This is a genomic window from Gluconobacter sp. DsW_058 (assembly GCF_002153615.1).
GTDB classification, from domain to species: domain Bacteria; phylum Pseudomonadota; class Alphaproteobacteria; order Acetobacterales; family Acetobacteraceae; genus Gluconobacter; species Gluconobacter cerinus.
In genome coordinates this window covers 18,148-38,005 of sequence record NZ_JOPH01000040.1, presented here as the reverse complement: position 1 = coordinate 38,005, position 19,858 = coordinate 18,148, and the positions used below count along the sequence as shown (strand labels likewise).

General features: G+C 51.1%; 19 protein-coding genes. 13 read left to right on the top strand and 6 right to left on the bottom strand.

The window, feature by feature from the left end; translation table 11 throughout:
- Nucleotides 1–264: 264 nt before the first annotated feature.
- Together HK24_RS08970 and HK24_RS08965 are read right to left on the bottom strand one after the other, a co-directional pair.
- A complete protein-coding gene (locus HK24_RS08970) occupies nucleotides 265–807 on the bottom strand; it encodes a flavin reductase (protein WP_086634180.1) in 543 nt (180 codons plus the stop codon).
- Between the two features lie 111 nt (nucleotides 808–918).
- Nucleotides 919–1,803: a LysR substrate-binding domain-containing protein gene (locus HK24_RS08965; RefSeq protein WP_086634179.1), complete on the bottom strand. Its 885-nt coding sequence runs from the start codon at nucleotides 1,801–1,803 to the stop codon at nucleotides 919–921.
- Between the two features lie 137 nt (nucleotides 1,804–1,940).
- Here HK24_RS08965 and HK24_RS08960 point away from each other — a divergent pair, with 137 nt between their 5' ends.
- Nucleotides 1,941–3,047 carry an LLM class flavin-dependent oxidoreductase gene (locus tag HK24_RS08960; RefSeq protein WP_086634178.1) on the top strand — a complete coding sequence of 369 codons (1,107 nt, stop codon included), beginning with the start codon at nucleotides 1,941–1,943 and terminating at the stop codon, nucleotides 3,045–3,047.
- Between the two features lie 24 nt (nucleotides 3,048–3,071).
- Complete coding sequence (locus HK24_RS08955; protein WP_369826527.1) at nucleotides 3,072–3,887, top strand: class II aldolase/adducin family protein; 816 nt, start codon at nucleotides 3,072–3,074, stop codon at nucleotides 3,885–3,887.
- A gap of 20 nt (nucleotides 3,888–3,907) precedes the next feature.
- Here HK24_RS08955 and HK24_RS08950 read toward each other — a convergent pair whose 3' ends face one another.
- Nucleotides 3,908–5,080 carry an acyl-CoA dehydrogenase family protein gene (locus HK24_RS08950; protein ID WP_086634177.1) on the bottom strand — a complete coding sequence of 391 codons (1,173 nt, stop codon included), beginning with the start codon at nucleotides 5,078–5,080 and terminating at the stop codon, nucleotides 3,908–3,910.
- A 263-nt stretch (nucleotides 5,081–5,343) separates the two neighbouring features.
- Between HK24_RS08950 and HK24_RS08945 the strand changes: the two genes are divergently transcribed.
- From HK24_RS08945 to HK24_RS08900, 11 genes are all read left to right on the top strand, one after another.
- Nucleotides 5,344–6,183 carry an ABC transporter permease gene (locus HK24_RS08945; protein WP_086634176.1) on the top strand — a complete coding sequence of 280 codons (840 nt, stop codon included), beginning with the start codon at nucleotides 5,344–5,346 and terminating at the stop codon, nucleotides 6,181–6,183.
- Complete coding sequence (locus HK24_RS08940) at nucleotides 6,180–6,905, top strand: ABC transporter ATP-binding protein (protein ID WP_086634175.1); 726 nt, start codon at nucleotides 6,180–6,182, stop codon at nucleotides 6,903–6,905. The genes HK24_RS08945 and HK24_RS08940 overlap by 4 nt, the downstream gene beginning before the upstream one ends.
- A 26-nt stretch (nucleotides 6,906–6,931) precedes the next feature.
- On the top strand, nucleotides 6,932–7,546 hold the full coding sequence (locus HK24_RS08935) for a nitroreductase family protein (protein ID WP_086634186.1): 615 nt from the start codon (nucleotides 6,932–6,934) through the stop codon (nucleotides 7,544–7,546).
- A 409-nt stretch (nucleotides 7,547–7,955) separates the two neighbouring features.
- Complete coding sequence (locus HK24_RS08930; protein WP_086634174.1) at nucleotides 7,956–10,322, top strand: TonB-dependent receptor; 2,367 nt, start codon at nucleotides 7,956–7,958, stop codon at nucleotides 10,320–10,322.
- A 203-nt stretch (nucleotides 10,323–10,525) separates the two neighbouring features.
- Nucleotides 10,526–12,049: a sodium:solute symporter gene (locus HK24_RS08925; RefSeq protein WP_233126196.1), complete on the top strand. Its 1,524-nt coding sequence runs from the start codon at nucleotides 10,526–10,528 to the stop codon at nucleotides 12,047–12,049.
- Between the two features lie 5 nt (nucleotides 12,050–12,054).
- Nucleotides 12,055–12,984: an N-acetylmuramic acid 6-phosphate etherase gene (locus tag HK24_RS08920; protein WP_086634172.1), complete on the top strand. Its 930-nt coding sequence runs from the start codon at nucleotides 12,055–12,057 to the stop codon at nucleotides 12,982–12,984.
- 5 nt (nucleotides 12,985–12,989) lie between these two features.
- A complete protein-coding gene (locus HK24_RS08915; protein WP_233126195.1) occupies nucleotides 12,990–13,754 on the top strand; it encodes a GntR family transcriptional regulator in 765 nt (254 codons plus the stop codon).
- 30 nt (nucleotides 13,755–13,784) lie between these two features.
- The gene (locus tag HK24_RS08910; RefSeq protein ID WP_086634171.1) at nucleotides 13,785–14,981 is read left to right on the top strand and encodes a serine hydrolase; all 1,197 of its coding nucleotides are present in this window, start codon (nucleotides 13,785–13,787) and stop codon (nucleotides 14,979–14,981) included.
- A 56-nt stretch (nucleotides 14,982–15,037) separates the two neighbouring features.
- Complete coding sequence (locus HK24_RS13885; protein ID WP_233126194.1) at nucleotides 15,038–15,622, top strand: N-acetylglucosamine kinase; 585 nt, start codon at nucleotides 15,038–15,040, stop codon at nucleotides 15,620–15,622.
- A gap of 60 nt (nucleotides 15,623–15,682) precedes the next feature.
- Nucleotides 15,683–15,994 (top strand): hypothetical protein, encoded by a 312-nt coding sequence (locus HK24_RS13880; RefSeq protein ID WP_233126193.1) that lies wholly within the window; start codon nucleotides 15,683–15,685, stop codon nucleotides 15,992–15,994.
- A 114-nt stretch (nucleotides 15,995–16,108) separates the two neighbouring features.
- Nucleotides 16,109–17,314: an MFS transporter gene (locus HK24_RS08900; protein WP_086634170.1), complete on the top strand. Its 1,206-nt coding sequence runs from the start codon at nucleotides 16,109–16,111 to the stop codon at nucleotides 17,312–17,314.
- A gap of 35 nt (nucleotides 17,315–17,349) precedes the next feature.
- On the opposite strand, the gene HK24_RS08895 is transcribed toward HK24_RS08900, so the two are convergent.
- The 3 genes from HK24_RS08895 to HK24_RS08885 all read right to left on the bottom strand — a co-directional run bounded on the left by HK24_RS08895 (nucleotide 17,350) and on the right by HK24_RS08885 (nucleotide 19,793).
- Nucleotides 17,350–17,961, bottom strand: coding sequence for an NAD(P)H-dependent oxidoreductase (locus HK24_RS08895; RefSeq protein ID WP_086634169.1), 612 nt, complete (start codon nucleotides 17,959–17,961; stop codon nucleotides 17,350–17,352).
- A gap of 51 nt (nucleotides 17,962–18,012) precedes the next feature.
- Entirely contained in the window at nucleotides 18,013–18,432 is a 420-nt protein-coding gene (locus HK24_RS08890; protein WP_086634168.1) for an SRPBCC family protein, read from the bottom strand.
- A 272-nt stretch (nucleotides 18,433–18,704) separates the two neighbouring features.
- Nucleotides 18,705–19,793 (bottom strand): HupE/UreJ family protein, encoded by a 1,089-nt coding sequence (locus tag HK24_RS08885; RefSeq protein WP_233126192.1) that lies wholly within the window; start codon nucleotides 19,791–19,793, stop codon nucleotides 18,705–18,707.
- Nucleotides 19,794–19,858: the final 65 nt, after the last annotated feature.

The following is a 19,858-nucleotide window of genomic DNA, read 5'->3' as shown; positions in this document are numbered from 1 at the left end:
ATGACATACATAACTTTGTACGCAATGGATATTATAAATAATAAATTTAATATTTATTTTTATTTTGAAAAAATATCATTTATAAGGCATATTATCGGAAAAATTTTTTTGAGTCTTAATAAAGTATTTAACAATAGAAGAGGGAAATTTTAAAAATCTACTCTGTTAATAATTAATATTATACTTCGGATTTTATCCAACGCATCCCCGCAATATGCGGGTGTCGCAAGTGCGGGAGCGCGTTAGAAATGACCTTGATAGCTCTTACTGCTTCTTGATCGGCAGGTGATGAAAGTCACGAGAAAACCATGTAAGGCCATGTTCGGCTTCAGGGTTGTTATATATGGACTGAACTTCGCAAAAGAGCACATCATGTGTTCCGGCGCTATGTATCGTTCGTATCACACAATCAAGCGTTACAAGAGCGTCTGACAAAAGCGCAGCACCAGTTTCACCAATTTCCCATGTTCCGTGAGAAAATTTCTGTTGAGCATCAAGAGACCGGCTCGCAAATACGCGTGCCAGATCGCTGTGATTTGGCGACAACACACTAATTCCTACAATACCGTTCTGCAAAAAAGACTGATGCGATCGATTGCTGCGATTCAGGCAGACAAGCACTGTTGGTGGGGTATCGCTGACGCTACTAATAGCTGAAACTGTAAGTCCTTGGCGTCCACCCTGGCCGTCTGTCGTGACCAGAACGACTGGTGCTCCAAGTAGGCTCATTGCCTCACGAAACTCTTCCTGACTAACTTGGGAAGAACTGTGCTCGGGGAGCAACGCGGCGGCAGGGTTATGTGACATGAAAACTACCTTTACTAGCTTTAGGGTTCAGGACGGCATATCTGCCGAGGAAATTGGTAAGCGCCTCACGAGGCACCAGAGAGCCTGCTGCCTATGACACTTCGGCTTTACTCATTGGTCAGAAGCTGCTTGCACAAGTAACTCCGCTAGATCTTGCGCTGCATCGGGCAGGCCGTTTCTCTGAATCAATATGGTCTCGATTTCTGGAACTTCAGGGAGTAATCCGGCAGGAAGAGTAGAAAGCCCCTCCGCAGCAGCAAAGCGACGCGTTCGGCAACTGGCACCCAAGCCGCTCCGGACACCGGCACGCATGGCAGGAAGGTGTGGCGTTTCGAGAACGATGCGATAATCACGGCGGGCCTTCCCTAGGGTCCCAAGCGCGGCATCCCTGAAGCGGCATGGCGGCTCTAACAAAACCAGAGGAATTTCAGGCTGATCCAAAGTGCTGGGATCTCCTATCCAAACCATTTTATCATGCCCGACAATACGCCAGCTTGAGTTAGGTCGATCGCCATGTTGGCCAAGGCACAGGACAATATCCAGCCGGGAGCGGTCAAACATCTCCAGCAACTCCACTGAGCCGCCTACGCGGATTGTCAGACGGCACCGGGGATGTTCCAGTCGAAAACGCGCCAACACATCCGGTAGGAGCGTGTCGGCAAAATCCTGCACCATCCCAACGGTTATCGGCTCAGGATCAGAAACATGCCCAAGTTTATGCATGATGCGGTCATTGAGAGTGAGAAGCTGCCTGGCATATGCCACCAATTCTTCACCCGCAGGCGTCAGAACCAGCTTTCGTCCATCACGTCTGAACAGCTTTTGTTGAAGCACGTCTTCCAAACGCTTCATCTGAAGGCTTAAAGCTGACTGAGTCAGAAAAATGGTTTCGGTCGCCTGAGCCATGGAACCAGCTTCAACAATTGCGACAAAAGAACGCAAAAGCTCAGTCGGAACATTGCGTGCCATGCGCTGGGGCAGAGAAGAGGTGGACATAGCAACACTCCAAGGCGAACAAGACATAAAACTATATTATGTAGTTGTATTTATATTTTTCACTTGAGTCATGACGTACAAAAAAGTGTATATTGTCAATACAACAATATAATATCGTTTTTTAAGGAGGCTGTGACGTGTCTGTGGACTTCATCGGCTTTGTTGGCAGTCGCAATCATTCAGAGATCATTCCGGCTCATGGCCCGGTCATTGATCTTGCTCACGTTGAAGCTGCGGCGAAAACACATGAAGCTGCTGGTTTCGACAGGGTTCTGGTAGCCTTCCATTCAAACTCTCCTGACAGCATTCTGCTTTCACAGCACGTTGCAGCCACGACAGGGCGTCTTGGACTCATGGTCGCGCATCGTCCTGGCTTCACAACTCCCACGCTTGCAGCCCGACAGTTCGCAACTCTCGATCACATCAGCCGTGGACGTGCTGCCGTGCATATCATCACGGGTGGAAGCGATATTGAGCTCCAGGCTGACGGAGACCATACGACCAAAGCTGAGCGTTACGCCCGGACGCACGAATATATAGAAATCCTAAGACAGGAATGGAGCAGTCATTCCCCCTTTGATTATCAGGGCAAATTTTATCGCGTGAATGGCGGTCAATCACGCGTATTGCCTTATCAGGGTCACACCATCCCAATCTATTTTGGCGGTTCTTCAGACGAAGCCATCGCTGTCGCCGGACAGCTAGCAGATGTTTATGCACTTTGGGGAGAAACGTACGAGCAAGTACGGGAAACCATCGCTCGCGTACGCGCTATTGCGGATAAGGCTGGACGGACCATTCGTTTCTCGCTGTCGTTGCGTCCCATCCTGGCAGATACAGAAGAGAAGGCTTGGGCCAAAGTGGACTATATTCTTGCCAAAGCCCGGTCTCTTCAGAACGAGACGGGTTACACCCGGGCCACATGCATTCCAAATGAGGGATCCCGTCGACTCTTAGCCGCCGCTGAGCAAGGGGTGCGGCTGGATAAACGCCTCTGGACCGGCCTCGCCGCTCTGACAGGGGCAAAAGGAAATTCAACCTCCCTTGTCGGAACGCCAGATCAGGTTGCTGATGCGCTTCTTGATTACTATCGCCTGGGAATCTCGACATTTTTAATCCGCGGTTTTGATCCAATCATAGATGCTTTTGAATATGGCCGGGATCTTTTACCCCGAGTGCATGCCTTGATTAAAAAAGAAGACCAGCTCAACGGTGAAAAGGGGATGAAAATCTCAAGAAAATAGACGAAATTATTTCAGTGTTGGAAAATGACTATGACTACCAAATCACAAAATATTAGAAGCTCTGAAAATGGCTTCAGGAAAAGAACTTTCCATTTGCAGCCTCGGATGCCCGCACAAACTTTTGAAGAAGAACGTCTTCATCGAAAACAGCGGTTGGCCGCAACATTTCGATTATTCAGTCGATATGGATTTGATCAAGGCCTGGCTGGCCATGTTACCGCGCGAGATCCGGAATTTCCGGATCGATACTGGATCAACCCCCTCGCTGTCCATTTTTCGCAAATCCGGGTTTCGGATCTTCAATTGGTAGACCACGACGGCAATATCCTGATTGGAGAGCGACCTATCAACACGGCTGGATTCACTATTCATTCTGCGCTTCATCGTGCCAGACCGGACATCATTGCGGCCGCCCACACCCATTCGACATACGGGAAGGCCTTTTCAGCTTTAGGAACCGAGCTTCTTCCGATTACTCAGGATGCCTGCTCGTTTTATGAAGATCATGCAATCTTCAATCCCTTCAGCGGGGTTGTTCTGGATGACGGAGAAGGCGATCGCCTTGCGCGAACTCTGGGCGGCAAAAAAGCCCTCATACTGCAAAACCACGGCCTTCTGACCGCAGGACCTACCGTGGAAGCCGTAGCCTGGTGGTTTTTAGCCATGGATAACGCTGCACACACACAGCTTCTGGCACAGGCTGCTGGCCCTCTAAAACTCATCGCACCAGACATTGCAAAACTGACTGCCGGGCAGGTGGGGAGCGCAGAAGGGGCCTATTACTCGTTTCAGCCCCTGTGGGACTGGATTGTGGCCCTTGAACCTGACCTTTTTGATTGACCCAAACGGTCCCAACGAGCCTAGTTTTGTTTTTTCAGTGCTTCGCGGCCAGCCGCCAGAAGAGCGCTATCTCCCTGAGGCGTATGAATTCGCCCACACAGGACATTCCGATAGTGGCGCTCCAAAGGATTATCTTGGCTCAGACCAGGATTTCCAATGGCTGCCACCGCCTTGCCCACGGCAAGGATGGCGTTTTCAGTGACCGAGTGCTTGGTTAGACCCGCCAGTATGGTGATTTCCATACCTTGCTCTTGGAGATGAAGGGCTTGGTCGATGAGGCCGGCATTAGAAAGGAGCAGTGCGTCGATTTCGCCAAGAAGAGCCTCGAACCGTGGCAAAGTCGCTAGAGACGCCCCTAGATTGGACGGGACGCGCTGGTGCAGGAAGTTAATCAGCCAATTACGGGCCGCCACAGCAATACCATTATACAGCGAAGCAATAAGAATGGCATGCCAACTGGCAATGGCTACATTCGGGCGCCCCTCATTTGACGCAGACGCTGAGAGCAGACCAAGGTATCGCTCTGGAATTTCTACATTATCAAAGATAATCGTATGGCTTCCGGTCGCGCGCATACCCATCTGGTGCCAGCTTTTCTCAATGCGGACACCTCGAAGGTCCAGCGGAACCAAGACAGGACCAACCTTGGGGTCAGTCTCGTCCGTTTTGGCCCAGACAATTCCCCATTGCAGGGCAGTCGATCCTGTTGAGAAGATTTTGCGGCCGCTGATGCACCAGGCTTGTCCGCGCTGACTGACAGTCGTAGCTGGCAAACCGCCTCTGGCAGGCGTTCCTAACTCCGGCTCTACACGCAGAGCATTGATGAGCGCCCCCTCCTGAAGAACACTCTCGAATAACTCCTGTTTGACCTCTTCTGACCACTCGGACGAATGAGCAAAAGCTGCAGTTTGAAGATACTGCATTGCCAGAATAAGGGCAGTTGACGGATCTCCTTGCGCGATCTGTCCGACAATCCTGGTTATCGTTCTCAGTGAGATCTCTTGGCCGCCTGCGCTTCTGGGAAGAGCAAGCGATAAAAAACCCGCATCTTGAAGATCCTGAAGGTTTTCGAGGGAAATGTTGCCACTCCGGTCATACCGCGCAGCCCGCTCTTCGAACAATGGAATGAGCTTTTTGAGAACCTCGTCCATGCCCTCTGAGAGGCAGTGCTCTAAAAATGGCTTGTCACCCATGGGGGGATCTCCGATCTCAGTCTGGCCGAGATTACAACATCTTTGACGGGACACGGAAACCGAGGGCTGAAAATATCTCACACAACACACGCTCTTCTTTCTGGATTATCCCGTTACAAAAGCTGCACACGCCCGCGTGTCGGACAGAAAAGGTCGCGTGACGATCGTCAAGTCCTGTAAAACTCTCACATTTAGAATATTCATCTGACATCTCCGCGCACAGTTGAAACAATCATTGCTTCTTTCGGTTGTGGAGCAAGCCAATGTCAGACACCGTCGTCTTGACCGAGACGCGAAGCGCCATCGAAGTTCCAAAAGGGCCATTGTCGTTTGCAAGCCTTGCGTCTTTGCGGAGATACGCGTCCCCCGTTTTTTTGGTCTGTTGCTGGCAGGCAGCGTGCTCCTCAGGTTTCTTGTCAACGCGACTTGTCTCATCTCCTGCACAGATAGCTGTCACAGGGTGGGCGCTCACCCTTGACGGAACGTTGCCATATAATCTTGGTATCTCCCTTCTGCGGGCTGCCAGCGGGTTAGCACTAGCTCTCACCTTAGGCGTCTTGCTGGCTCTTCTCTCAGGCCTGTCCAAAGTAGGTGAGGACATTGTCGATGCGCCCCTACAAATATTACGTACCCTTCCTGCGCTGGCGCTGGTTCCGTTATTCATCCTGTGGTTTGGAATTGGTGAAACGCCTAAAATTCTGCTCGTCGCGCTAGGCGCCATATTTCCGATCTATCTGAATTTTCACAGTGGAATCCGCTCCATTGACCCTAAACTTCTGGAGATGGGGTCCACACTAGGCCTGTCACGCTGGCAAACAATCAGGGACATTTTTCTACCGGGAGCGCTACCAGATTTCCTGACAGGCGTGCGGTACGCCGTAGGGGTTTCCTGGATGATGCTTGTAGTTGCAGAGCAGGTGAATGCCGAAAGCGGGATTGGCCATATGATGATGGATGCGCAGGACTTCATGCGCACGGATATCATTCTGGTCGGACTTCTCGTCTACGGGATCCTCGGTCTTCTGTCAGATCAAATTATCCGCTTTCTGGAAGCCATATTCTTGGCCTGGCGCCCCAGCAAAGAAAAGAAGCACACGACATGACTGCTTTGAAAACTGCTCCACAAGAGGCAGCAGTTAGCATCCAACAACTGACAAAGCGCTTCGACGGCGGCCATCCCGTGTTGGACAGACTCAATCTGGCCATAGCTCCAGGTGAATTCGTAGCGTTGCTCGGACATAGCGGCTCAGGAAAATCAACTCTCCTGAGAACACTTGCAGGACTTGATCCAGTGACAGAGGGCATTGTGACCAGACCACAACGCGTTTCGGTCGTTTTCCAGGAATCCCGGCTGCTGCCTTGGAAAAAAGTCTGGAAAAATATTGTTCTAGGCCAAGAAGACGCGGGTACCAGGCAGCGCGCAGAAGTCGTTCTGGAAGAAGTGGGACTGTCACATCGAACCAATGCATGGCCTGCGACCCTTTCCGGTGGTGAAGCGCAGCGGGCTGCCCTAGCCAGGGCACTTGTGCGGGAACCTACCTTTCTCATACTGGATGAACCCTTTGCGGCGCTTGACGCACTCACACGTCTGAAAATGCAGCAATTGGTCGCCGACCTCTGGAAGAAACATGGCTGCGCTGTTCTTCTTGTCACACATGATGTGGATGAGGCACTGCTACTTGCAGATCGAGCCGTTGTGCTCGAACAAGGGCAGATCCGGGTCGATCTTCCAATCCCTCTTTCACGGCCGAGAAAACACTCCGATGGTGATTTTGAGGCTCTCCGGACAACCTTGCTCAATGCGCTGGGTGTTCATGACGCATGAGCATTTCTTTTAAAAAGGCTATATTTATGACGACCGCTCCTGAGCGCACCGCTCATTCTTCTGTCGAACCGCTCATCCTTAATCGCTGGTCTCCGAGGTCTTTTAGTTCGGTAGATATTGATCCTCAGGATCTTCTGGCCTTTCTCGATGCAGGACGGTGGGCACCTTCAGCGTATAATAGTCAGCCGTGGCGTTTCATTTATACTCGGCGCAACACGCCAGAATGGGACCGTTTTCTATCGTGGTTAATCCCATTTAACCGGTCATGGGCAGAAAACGCATCGGCTATCGTGTTTGTCGCATCCAGAACGATTACCATCTCAAGTCGAACTGGCGAGCCATCTCCTCTGACGACGCACGCATTTGATGCCGGCGCGGCTTCTGTCCTTGTTCAGTTACAAGCATCTCAAGCAGGGTGGGCTGTTCATCCTATCAGTGGCTTTGATCATGATCTCGCCCATGCAGGCCTGGAATTACCGGAAGACTATCAGCTTCATGCAGCATTGGTCATTGGAAAGCAGGCGAATGGGGAGAACCTCTCAGAGGAGCTGCGGAAACGTGAGCAGCCCTCCAGTCGGGCCAGTCTTAACGAACTGGCGTTTGAAGGGCATTTCAACGCGTCGGAAACATCTGAAGACTGATCAAGTTGGGTTACCTCTCGCGAGGGGTATTTTGCTAGTAAGCCGCATCAGTCTCTTATAGCTTAAAAATTATTATGCTTTTCTATATTAATTAGAAAGGCATAATCATAGAGACAGCCCAAATAATAATTTATTATATAAAATAAATATAGATAGTAATATAAATTTACGCATAGAATTTATTTTATATAACTAATAATGATTAATTAAAATTACTCTTCAAACTAATTTATCAATCTCATAAATTTGTTTTCTCGAGGTTTTCCTGAAAATATATTCCCTCTTGTGTCAAAAAAATTCAGTAACAAGGAGCCAAAGGCCGAATCGGTTTACAATCGTAATTAATAGGTATTAGAAAGGTATTATTCATGGTTTGCCTATGACGTGCTGAGGCTTGGGAGAGAGAACGATGCGTTATCGTAAGGTTCTTATGCTGGGGGTAGGGTGTGCCGTTTGGGCAACGGCTTCCGTAGAGGCAAAATCTACGTCGCAGGCTGCATCCGAAAATAAAAAAGAAAAATCCATTTCCGCTTCGGGTGACGCTGAAGAAGTAAAGGTAACGGCGAAAAATGCTCCCGATGGAGCGAGCGGGCATTCGGCAGGAGCGGGTATGATGCCTGTTCAGACTGTACCCAAGGCCCGGAGTGCCTTTACTCGAGACTTTATTGCGCATCAGCCGCCGACGCAGAATACCGCATCCATGATTGCCAGCATGCCTGGTGTGGCCGTCGGGCGAAATGATCCACTCGGACTTGATGATCAACGCATCAACCTTACGGTTCGAGGGATGGCACAAACTGAAATTGGCTATCTGATGGACGGAATTCCTGCTGCGGACCCGTCGAATTACAAGCTTTACACAACGCAGAACGTAGATAACGAAAACCTGGCTCGCGTAGACCTGACGCAAGGCTCAGCTTCACCTACATCTCCCCTGTATAATGCTGTCGGTGGTGAACTGACACAGACTCTGCGAACACCTTCAGATCATGCTGGGGGCTATGCAGACTTCAGCGGTGGGTCCTACAGTCTCGACCGTGAATTTTTTCGGATAGATACCGGAGAAATCGGGCATACCGGCATCCGATCCTATGCATCTTTTTCCCATACGCATGCAGAAGACTGGCGCGGTCCGGGCTACACAACCCGCTATCATATGGACAACAAGACCGTAAAAGAGTGGGGACATAGCGGAGCGGAACTACTGGTTTCATACAACACCACAACCAGTTTCTATCCGCGCTTCCCGACACTGACTCAGTGGAAGCAGTATGGTACCAATTTTAACTGGGAAAAGGACTATATCCCAGGTAGCGCCAATTATTACCGTTTCCAGCAGAACGTCCGAAACGCCATTACGATCGGCGCTCCGATGCGTTTTGACTTGGGACATCAACTAACTGCTCACCTGACCCCTTATTACATGCATTCCGATGGGTATGGAGACGTCGGTAGCAGTCTGAGCAATACTGGCAGCTATTACGGAAACATTCCAGCCGGGAACCTGAACGTATCCCCATCCTATAACGGCTCTTTCCCCGTTTCAATTACGGACACGTTCAAAGAAAACAATGCCGGGCTCAATGCCTCGTTGTCATGGAAACATGGTCACAATACTCTAACGGTCGGGTACTGGTACGCATATTTTGCGCAGCCCGAAGCTGCAACATATGCTGCGGCGGATGCGAACGGTAGTATCGCCAGCATGTCTGGAAAATACCCGGTTGTTTCTGCGGCGGGAGACGTGCTGCACAGTTACAATATCAACTTCATGCAGCAGACAAATACGGCGTACATTGTCGATGAATATAGTGCGCTAAATGACCGCTTAAAGCTTTCTGCCGCATTCAAAGAAAGCATGATTACAAGACAACTCACACAAATCATGCCTGGGCTACCGTCATACAGAAATGGCAATAGCGACGCCGTGCCGCTTCCTCAAGTGATGGCAAGTTATCAGATCACACCGAATGACCAAATTTTCGTTAACGGAACAACTGGCTTTGCCGAACCTGCCGGTTGGCCGAGCTACGCTGATTTTATCAGCGTCGCCACTGGCAAACAAACGCGTGGCCATGCACAAAATCTAAAGCCGGAGTACGCAATTTCTGAAGAGCTTGGATATCGCCACCATGGCTTCTTAAACGTCAATATTGCCCTATTTAATTATAATTTTACAAACCGTCAGGTTTCTACGACAGAAGTCGTGGGCGGAACGCGAGTGAGTTCATCCATTAATGGCGGCGGTCAAACATCGCGCGGAGCAACTATTGAACTGGGATTGAAGCCTTGGCATCATTTCAGCCCCTACATCTCAGGCCAGTATATCCACGCAACGATCGATAATAACTTGAGAGCATCCAGCGGTGATTATCTGAGAACTAAGGAAAAACTGGCTGTTAATACGCCGGAATTCACAGCATCCGTCGGAATTTTGTATGACAATGGCAGCGCCTTTGGTGGCCTTTTGTTCAACTATGTTGGAAGTCAATACTCCACATTTATGAACGATGAGAAGATGCCAGCATATGAAACTCTGAATATGAATTTTGGCTACAGATTTCAGTCTGTTGGTTTCCTGCATCGCCCGCAGATTCAGCTAAATTTGGTTAATCTTGGGCTTGGTAACAAGGGTTACCTCTCTTCGACGTATTCTGTTGCAACGAACGCTCATGCCACGACGGGCGTGTATGGCACAGCGATCGCCGCCAGCGCACCAACTTACAACGTCGCAGGCGGATTTGCAGGAATTGTCTCGGTCTCCTCTGGATTTTGAGACACACGAAAAAATGAGCGCTCGGGAAATGTTCAGGACTATCCCAAGCGCTCATCGATCGCATGAGCAATTTTAAACAGAGATCTAAAGTAGAGCTTGAATGCGTGTTTCCATATCTGAGGCGAAGGGCAGGAGCGAGTTATCAGGTATTTTTTTGGTATTATTAAGGTTCTATGGCAGTTGAGGTTTACGAGGAAACATTCATGCAGTTTGCCGACATTGCTGTAATCTGTGCGTATTTCATTGCACTGCCTGTGCTGGCGATCACGCTTTCACGTCGAAAGAAGTCATCAGGAGATTTCCTCTCAGCCGCTCATGACCTGCCGTGGTGGGCGATCTGCCTGTCTTTGGTTGCTACCGAGACCTCAACCCTGACATTCATCAGCATTCCGGGAGTAAGTTATGGAAGCGGTATGGTATTTCTGGGGCTCGCAGCAGGATATTTTATTGGCCGTTTAATCGTGACCATATGGTTTTTACCGCTGTATGCACAAGGGCGCATGACGAGTGCTTACCAGTATCTGGGCCATCGCTTCGGTCCTGGATTGCAGCGAGCCGCGTCAGCCGCATTCCTGATAACGCGACTGCTTGCGGAAGGCGTTCGTTTATCGGCAGGGCTTATCCCAATCATGTGGATGCTTGATCATGAAGGGATCAGCATAAACCGCGCCTTAGTCATGGGCATCATTATGGTATTTACACTGACTTATACGATGATGGGTGGTCTTCGCGCGGTCGTGTGGTCTGATACTATTCAGCTGTGCATTTATCTTTTTGGCGCAGTCATCTGTGTTGTACTGCTGAATAACGAGATCTCTCCTAAAGGTTGGTCCAGTGCCTGGAGATCAGGGCATCTGGCACCTTTCCATCATATGACTATGGGCAACCTGGTGTCTGATCCTTTTACGCTGTTAGCCGCGTTAGTCGGAGGGGCTATTCTCTCAGTTGCCTCTCACGGAACTGACCAACTCATGGTTCAGCGCCTTCTGGCTGCACGAAGCTTGAGAGATGCGCGCTTTGCATTGATGGGAAGTGCTTTTGTTATCGCGTTTTTGTTTGGGATCCTGTCCCTAATCGGCGTGCAGCTCTGGATACGCAATGGAGGCACCTCTGTCGTGTCTCTGGGGCTGCATTCTCCTGACGACCTTTTCCCGACTTTTATTGTTTCAGGACTACCGGCAGGCTTGGGCGGATTGCTCCTGGCAGGTGTATTAAGCGCAACGATGGGTTCGCTATCATCTACACTGAACGCAATGGCAAGTGCCGTTTTAACGGATTTTGGCCCTTTACCTGCACGTGTCCTTCAGACGTGCCAAACACGCTTAAATTTAGGGCAGGGTAAGCTGTTCGCACCGCGGGTCCTAACGTTGGTGTGCAGCCTTGCCCTTGTCTTGACTGCGCTGTGGTTCACAGGAAGCCGACAATCAGCGGTCATTCTGGGCTTAACAGTCGCAGGATGGTCTTATGGGCCAACACTAGGCACGTTCCTGTTTGGAATGCTGTATCCATCAGCATGCTTGAAAGATGCGTTAACGGGATTTTCTGTTTCTCTGGCAGGCATGGCCGTCATGATGGGGGCATTACAGTATTATAGCTGGCACGTGGCTTTTCCCTGGTTAGTGCCGTTAGGAATTACCTTGATGGTCATATCGGGATCTATTTCAATAATGTTCACAAAAGGCGGGCTCCAACACTTTCCGTCTGCCCCCGACACTTCAAAGGACTGACAATCATGGCCATCAAGGACCCCAATAACCTTTCAAAGGTTTCTTCTGGCACGGAATCTCAGGACCCCCGTTATGTCGACGTTGACCTTTGGCCGGCTACCTCCATTCTGGACGCACTTGCGGAAGCCCAGATGTCCGCAACAGCAGTTGTTAAAACGTCTGTCCCGCAAATTGCAAAAATCGTAGCTGCAGCACTCCCTCGGTTACGGGCAGGAGGGCGCCTTTTTTACGTGGGTGCCGGTACGTCTGGGCGTGTCGGGCTTCAGGACGGTGTAGAACTTACACCTACGTTTGGGTGGGAGCCTGAGCGTCTGGTTCTCATGCTGGCCGGAGGGACCAAAGCACTTTTCGAAGCTGTGGAGGGCGCGGAAGACCGCGAGGATACGGCTCGTGCCGAGATATTGTCTCATACTCCAGGGCCGAATGATGTTGTCCTAGGGATCGCAGCAAGTGGTGCAACACCCTACACGTGTGCCGCGATTGCAGCCGCCAGAGAAATGGGCTCGCTGACTGTCGGCATAAGCTCCAATCCGGCCGGTCGACTTCTCAGTGAGGCAGAGATGGGTCTCAGTATCGTCACGGGTCCCGAAGTTATTGCCGGATCAACGCGTTTGAAGGCAGGAACGGCACAAAAAGCAGCTCTAAATCTTCTGTCCACTACGCTCATGATTCAGATGGGTCATTGCTACCGGGGGCAGATGGTGGACATGCGCGTCGTCAATGCAAAACTGGAAAGACGAGCAGCACAAATGGTGCACTTGTTAGCGGGCGGAACCTCAGCGGAAGTCGCTGATGCGCTTGCAGTGAGTGGTCAAAACGTCAAGAGAGCCGTGCTCGTTCGGTCCGGTCTGACAATTGACGACGCCGAAAGTGCTCTTGTTGCCCACGAAGGCAATTTGCGCGCTGTCCTTATGTCCCGCCAGGAACACGAGTAATTTTCATGCACGTGATGAGTTCGCAAAAGCTGTTCGCTGCACTGACTCCTGATCCCGCAGACCGCAAGCCTCTCTACTTGCAACTTGCTGAGCAGCTAAGGGAATTGATTGAGAGTGGAGCCCTTAAGGGTGGCGATGCTGTTCCGCCGGAGCGGGAAATTGCAGAGTTCACCGGTGTTTCACGAGTGACAGTCCGCAAATCGTTAGAGCAGTTGGTAAATGCCGGACTTCTAACTCAACGACCGGGCGCCGGAACCTTTGTCACCCGACGTATCCAGCAGCCGCTGTCTGCTTTGATGGGCTTTTCCGAAGATATGCGGGCGCGGGGCTATGAACCCGGCTCAATCTGGCTAGGCAAACGCATGGCTGGAGCCAGCCCGGACGAAGCAATGGCAATGGGTATGGCCCCGGGCGCACCCGTGCTTCGCCTCAAGCGGATCAGAACCGCAGATGGGGAACCTCTGGCCATCGAGACTGCCGTTATTTCTCGCAGGGATCTGGCATCTCCCGAGTTGGTCAAAGATTCATTTTATGAGGCGTTGAAAGAGCGAGGCCTGTTGCCAGTCAGAGCGCTTCAGCGCATTCGTGCCCGAATGGCGACTACTCAAGAGGCAGAGCTCCTCCACCTTGTGCAGCCAAGTGCCATTCTTGAAATTGAGCGCAGATCTTTTTTGGCAGATGGACGAATACTTGAGGTGACATTCTCATGCTATCGCGCCGATCTCTATGACTTTGTCGTGGAACTCCGAACATCAGCAGAGCGTGACTAACCCTGTGGTCCATCAGGAGATAAAAGCAGGATGACAAGTCCCGATCCCTCATCGTCCAAACGTAACCCGACGGTTACAAGTCGGCGCATTTTTCTGACGGGCACCGCAACATTGGTCTGTGGCGGTCTGTCTGCTTGTGCTCGATCTTCAGACGACAGGTTCTTGCGAGTAGATACCGTAGCGCAGCGAGCAGTCCGGAAAGGTGAGGTACCGGGGATTGTTCTTGCAGTCGGGCATCAGGGGCAGATTGTACATCGTTACGTTTGCGGCAACCGAGCATTGGTTCCGGATCGAGAAACGATGACCTGGGATACGCGCTTTGATATGGCGTCTTTGACCAAGCCTACCATGACAGCGTTGTCTATTATGCAACTTGTCGAACGGGGTCAGGTGGATCTGGACGAACCTGTCAGCCGTTATTTACCCGCCTTTGCCGCGAATGGGAAAGCGCCTGTCACGATACGCCTGCTCCTGACGCACTATTCCGGCTTGCCACCGGACCTGTCTTTGGACGATGCGTGGTATGGTAAAGCCGAAGCCGTTCGTCGTGCGATGACTTCTTCGCTGGCCAATCCCCCAGCCGAAAAATTTGTTTACAGTGATATCAACTTCATCACGCTGGGACTTGTGGTCGAGAAAGTCAGCGGGCTTTCTCTGAACACATACGTTCAAAAAGAAATTCTGGGTCCTTTGAGGATGACGGAATCCGGCTATCTGCCTGATCCATCACTCAAAATGATCATCGCTCCAACACAATATGATGAACACGGCATGATGCTTCGTGGCGTGGTACACGACCCCACTGCGCGCCGTATGGGCGGAGTGGCCGGGCACGCAGGTCTCTTCTCAGACGCTCATGACATGTGCCTGTACGCACAAGCATTGCTGGATCGGATTGCGGGCAGGCCGAGTGCATTTCCACTCCGGCGGGAAACTCTGCAACAGATGATCTCCCCACAACAACCACAAGGAAAAACAGAACTTCGTGGCTTTGGATGGGATATTGCGACGCATTACTCCTCGCCCAGAGGCAGCTCTTTCTCTGATACGTCTTTCGGTCACACAGGTTTCACTGGAACGTCGCTTTGGATCGACCCGGCCAGTGATTCATACGTCTTAATCTTAACCAACAGGGTCCACCCGAATGGGAGCGGGAATGTCTCTCAACTTCGATACGATATTGCCACGGAAGCCGCGCATGCACTCGGTCTCTACAACAGGGCCTAAAGCATACAATGAGCACTGAAACGACTGCTGCACGACATGTCTGATTGGATTGATCCGTGACCTGTTCCAGCATCGCGGCAATAGATGGCGGAGGCACCAAAACATTGCTTGTCGTTCTCAACCGAGACGGCACTCTAGGCCCTGTTATAAGAGCTCCTGGCTCCAACCCATTCGATCAAGTCGACTGGCAGTCCATCCTGATATCCTTGATGTCCCGTCTTCCCTCAACCACGAAAACCCTCTCTCTTGGGCTCGCGGACTACGGGGAGATGCGGCCATCCGGCCGAAAACAAAAAGACGTCGTGGCAGCAAATTTCCCGCATATTTTCAATATTACCAATGACGTGGATATTGCCTGTACCGGAGCCTTTGCCGGGCATGGCGGCGTTCTTCTGCTGGCAGGAACAGGCTCTGTCGCGTGGGTCGTCAATGGCAAAGGCGAACAGGACCGTGTTGGCGGATGGGGAAGTCTGTTTGGCGATGAAGGCAGTGCGTTCTGGATTGGCCGACAGGCGCTGTCATTACTGGCGATGCTGTTAGATGGCCGCAATCAGAAAGATTGGGCATTCCTCGAACCGTTTGCTGACGTTCTTGGGTTATCTTCTAACGCGCATTCTTATGATGCGGGGCTAATGGAATGATACAGCCACCTCGAAAATCCTCGTGCATCAGTGGCATCGCTGGCAAAAACGGTTTCAGATATGGCTGAGCAGGGCATTATTCTAGCTCAGCGTATAATGGTTGAAGCCGCAGCTCTTCTAGGGGCTCACATCACTGCTGCGAGGCGTAAATTTCCAGATACATCTCTTCCCTGGAGCTACGCTGGTGGAGCTCTTCAAAGTCGTATCCTTCGAGAGACACTAGCCGCTCATCACGGTGATCCCCTGGTGCCCCGTCTGCCACCAGTAGGTGGGGCTTTGCTCAATGCCGCTCAAATGGCCGGATGGAATCCCGATGAACGCTGGATCTGTAAAACAGCTGAAACCTTACGGTTAGCGGGCATCAGCTCATGAAACGAAAACAGAAGCCGGGCTGAGTATGCGGTATCTCAGCACAATATGGCAAAATCCCATGATTTAAGGAGCCTGTCGCCATGTTGCTCAGGGGCATGGTAAGGAACGAGTATCATGAGCAATCAAACTCCTACGACCGCCTCCGGCCACGCTGATCGCCCTGACAGCGCTAACACGCTCTCCGCATTTCTGACGCTCAGCATGGCTGTAGCTGCCGGCGTTGCCGTTGCGAACATCTATTATAATCAGCCCATGCTTGGCATCATGAAGCGCGACCTGCCAGGTTCGACCACAAACATGATCCCAACCGGCACTCAACTTGGTTATGCCGCGGGACTGTTTCTTCTTGTTCCTGTCGGGGATCTTCTGGAGCGCAAACGGCTGATTGTTCTTCAGTTTGTTCTGCTCGCGCTTGCTCTTGCCGCTGCGGCAATTGCACCCAACGCAGCCCTCCTGCTTGTGGCATCTGTCGCGGTTGGTGCACTCGCAACTGTTGCACAGCTTATTGTTCCTTTTGCCGCGCATCTTTCGTCTCCGGAAAGACGCGGCCACACTGTCGGCATTGTTATGGCAGGGCTCCTGTGCGGCATTCTTCTAAGTCGGACCTTGGCCGGTGTCGTCTCTACATATGCCGGGTGGCGCGAGATGTTCTGGCTCGGTGCTCCGATCGCGCTGGGCACAGGTGCCTTATTGGCGTGGGTTCTTCCCACCAGTAAGCCGAACTCGAAGATGCATTATGGGCAATTACTTGCGTCCCTTGCAGGCCTTTGGAAAGAGTTTCCACAGTTACGCCTCGCAGCAGTCACTCAAAGTCTCCTGTTTGGAGCCTTCAGCGTCTTCTGGACGATCCTCGCCCTTCACCTGCAAGAGCCCAAGTTTGGATTAGGGGCGGGCGCTGCCGGTCTGTTTGGCATTGTCGGAGCCGTTGGCATTCTTGCGGCCCCGATTGCCGGAAAAATTGCAGATCAACACGGCCCTCATAAAATGATTATTCTTGGGGCCATGTTGACACTTCTGTCATGGGGCATTTTCGGTCTCTGGAATTCGCTTCCAGGTCTGATCGCTGGGGTGATCGTTCTGGATTTTGCAATTCAGGGCGCGCTCGTGTCGCATCAGCATGTCGTTTATGCCCTGCGGCCTGAAGCGCGAGCACGCCTGAATACCATTTTTATGGGAACAATGTTTCTTGGCGGAGCTCTTGGCTCCGCCGCGACGATGATGGTTTGGCCCACATTCGGCTGGACTGGAATTGTCCTTCTTGGTGCGGGACTGGCACTTTCGGCTACTTTGCTCCAACTGCGCAATTGGAACAATTCATAAGACCGGGCACATCATCAGAGCAAAACTGTTTTCTCTCATGAATCCAGAGTGGCTTCTGGAAGCACAAATCCCAAGACTTTTGAAAGGTGTTCACGGTAGCGCCGTATGACGTTATCGACGGCAGGGACTTTGATGACGTCCGTTGCCAGATAAGTAGAGAGAGAACTCATCCCCAAAAACTGGTTTGCCTTGTGAAAAGGAAAGTAAACAGCATCCACCCCTTTACCTTCAAAGAACTGGGCCGGATCTTCAAAGGCTTCTTCCGGTGCATTCCATGTCAAGGAGAGCATATAATGCTTTCCTTGAATCAGGCCACCTGAACCATATTTCTGATTGGAATTGGAGCGGCTTCGTCCGTCGCTGGCGTACAGGGAGCCATGACCAGCCGTGAAAACTTCATCGATATACTTCTTGACGATCCACGGCGCGCCCATCCACCAGCCGGGCATCTGATAAATGATCAGATCGGCCCAGAGGAAATTCTCGACTTCGCTCTGCACATCATAGCCTGCATCAATTTTGGTCTGACGAATAGCGAACCCAGCGTTTTTTAAAGTCTGGTAAGCAACCTCATGGAGCGTGTCATTGAGACGGCCCTGAGAGTGGCCGAATGCTTTCGAACCATTCAGAAGAAGAATATTTTTCATCAAAGTTATCCTGAAAACCTGAATACTATGGGAATTTACTGGAAACGGGCCTTACGTCGCCTGTTCCAGAATTGTCTTTGCGTGATTTAGGGCGGATGCATAAGCAGAGCGATAACGCGTTTCTGCTTCTGAGCTGCTTATTCCAACCGGGCTAAACTGGCTCCCCCAACTTATACAACAGCGTTCAGGGGAAAGGGGTGTAACTGTGACCTTCCCGAGGTAGTCTTCGACCGGATCCGGTCCCTCGATGTAGGCATAAGTGTAAGTGCGTTTGCGCTGATCGAAACTGACCAAGCGCTCTACAATCACAGACCCGTCTTTGGCCGTCAGTCGCCGAACGCGACCTCCGTCTTCCAGGAAGCTCCTGATAATCATTGGGATCCAGAGGGGAAGATTATCGAAGCCGCCTAACAGGCTCCACGCCTTATCGGCACTCACCGCCACATCTACATCGCTGCTTGCTTCAATCATCTTTTGATCTCCATGGCTCACCGATCGGGAGAAAGCATGCCGTTCATAAGATAGAGCATGAGGTCTCGCTTCGGCTCGGTTACATCAGATGTGCAGTATGCAGTCCTCAATCTTGTGCGATAATATCCTGTCTATGCATATGAATTATGAACAGAATTCACAGATGAAACCTAACCGTGAAAGTTCAGCTTTCTTATGATGCTAGGCTTTGGTCATCCGTCATACCCATGTCTCTTCCTCACAAAGAGCAGAACGCAGCGAATGGCTGATCCTCAGACCAGTAAATGATAAGCTAAAATTCGTTGAACAGCCCAGAACAGGCCAATTGCTGCGATAAGAAGCGACGCAGGGATCGCAATTCGTCTTCTGAACCACGGACGGTTTCTGAAAACGCCTACGGCCAGTGTTGCGAGGAGAATGATAAATAGCTGTCCCGCATCAACGCCAAAGTTGAAGCCTATGAGAGCCGCAATGAAGTCACGATGAGGGAAGGGCACTTCACTCAGGCTGCTGGCAAACCCAAAGCCGTGAATCAGCCCGAAAGCAAAAACAACCAACAGACGTATTCGTCCCAGTTTTGGACTAAATACATTTTCCAGACCTATGAACGAAATCGACAGAGCGATTGCTGGCTCTACAAAACGGCTTGGAAGATCAAAAATTCCATAGGTTGAGAGAAACAATGTGGTGGCATGGGCAATTGTGAAGACCGTTGTTTGGGACAGCAGCTTGCGCCAGCTAATTCCAAGAAAGAAAAGCCCTAAGACAAACAGGATATGGTCTGTCCCTTCCGGGACGATATGCTTGAACCCAAACTTCAGATAAACCGGAAGCTGTTGCCACCATGACAGCGTGTCTGGATCAAAACTTGCAGGCTGATCGACATGACCAGTTGGAAGCTTCCCCCTATAGTCAAAGGTAACGCTCTCATGCTGCCCGGCATCGAGCCATCGCGTTTGTGTAAAATGGCGCTCAGGAAGCTGAACCGTATAGGCTACTGGGTAATCAATCTGCGCCCCCAGCGGAATACGCAGCTGTAACGGGCCACTATTGGCAGGAAGCGGTATCACGAACTGGAAATGAGCAGGTTTGTCTGCTGCCAGATCCATATACTCATCCCGGCTCTTGCTAGAAAAATTGTAGGTCACAAGAGTGGCGTGAAGTGGAGAATGACCCGAGAAAAGCGGTAGGGCCTTAGTGATTTCCTGGGCGATAGATCTGACTTCAGCCTCATGTTGTGAGCCGCGCCCAGTCGCCAGCACATAATATCTGGCAGGGTCACCCATAAGAACTGTCAGATCCATATCGATCATGACCGTCGCCGTGTCGGGCCGATCCAGCGAGACCAAGACTCTCGTCATGGATTCCGGATCGGCTAACGCAGGAAAATTAACTAGAAATAAAAACGCAAAAACAATAACTTGAA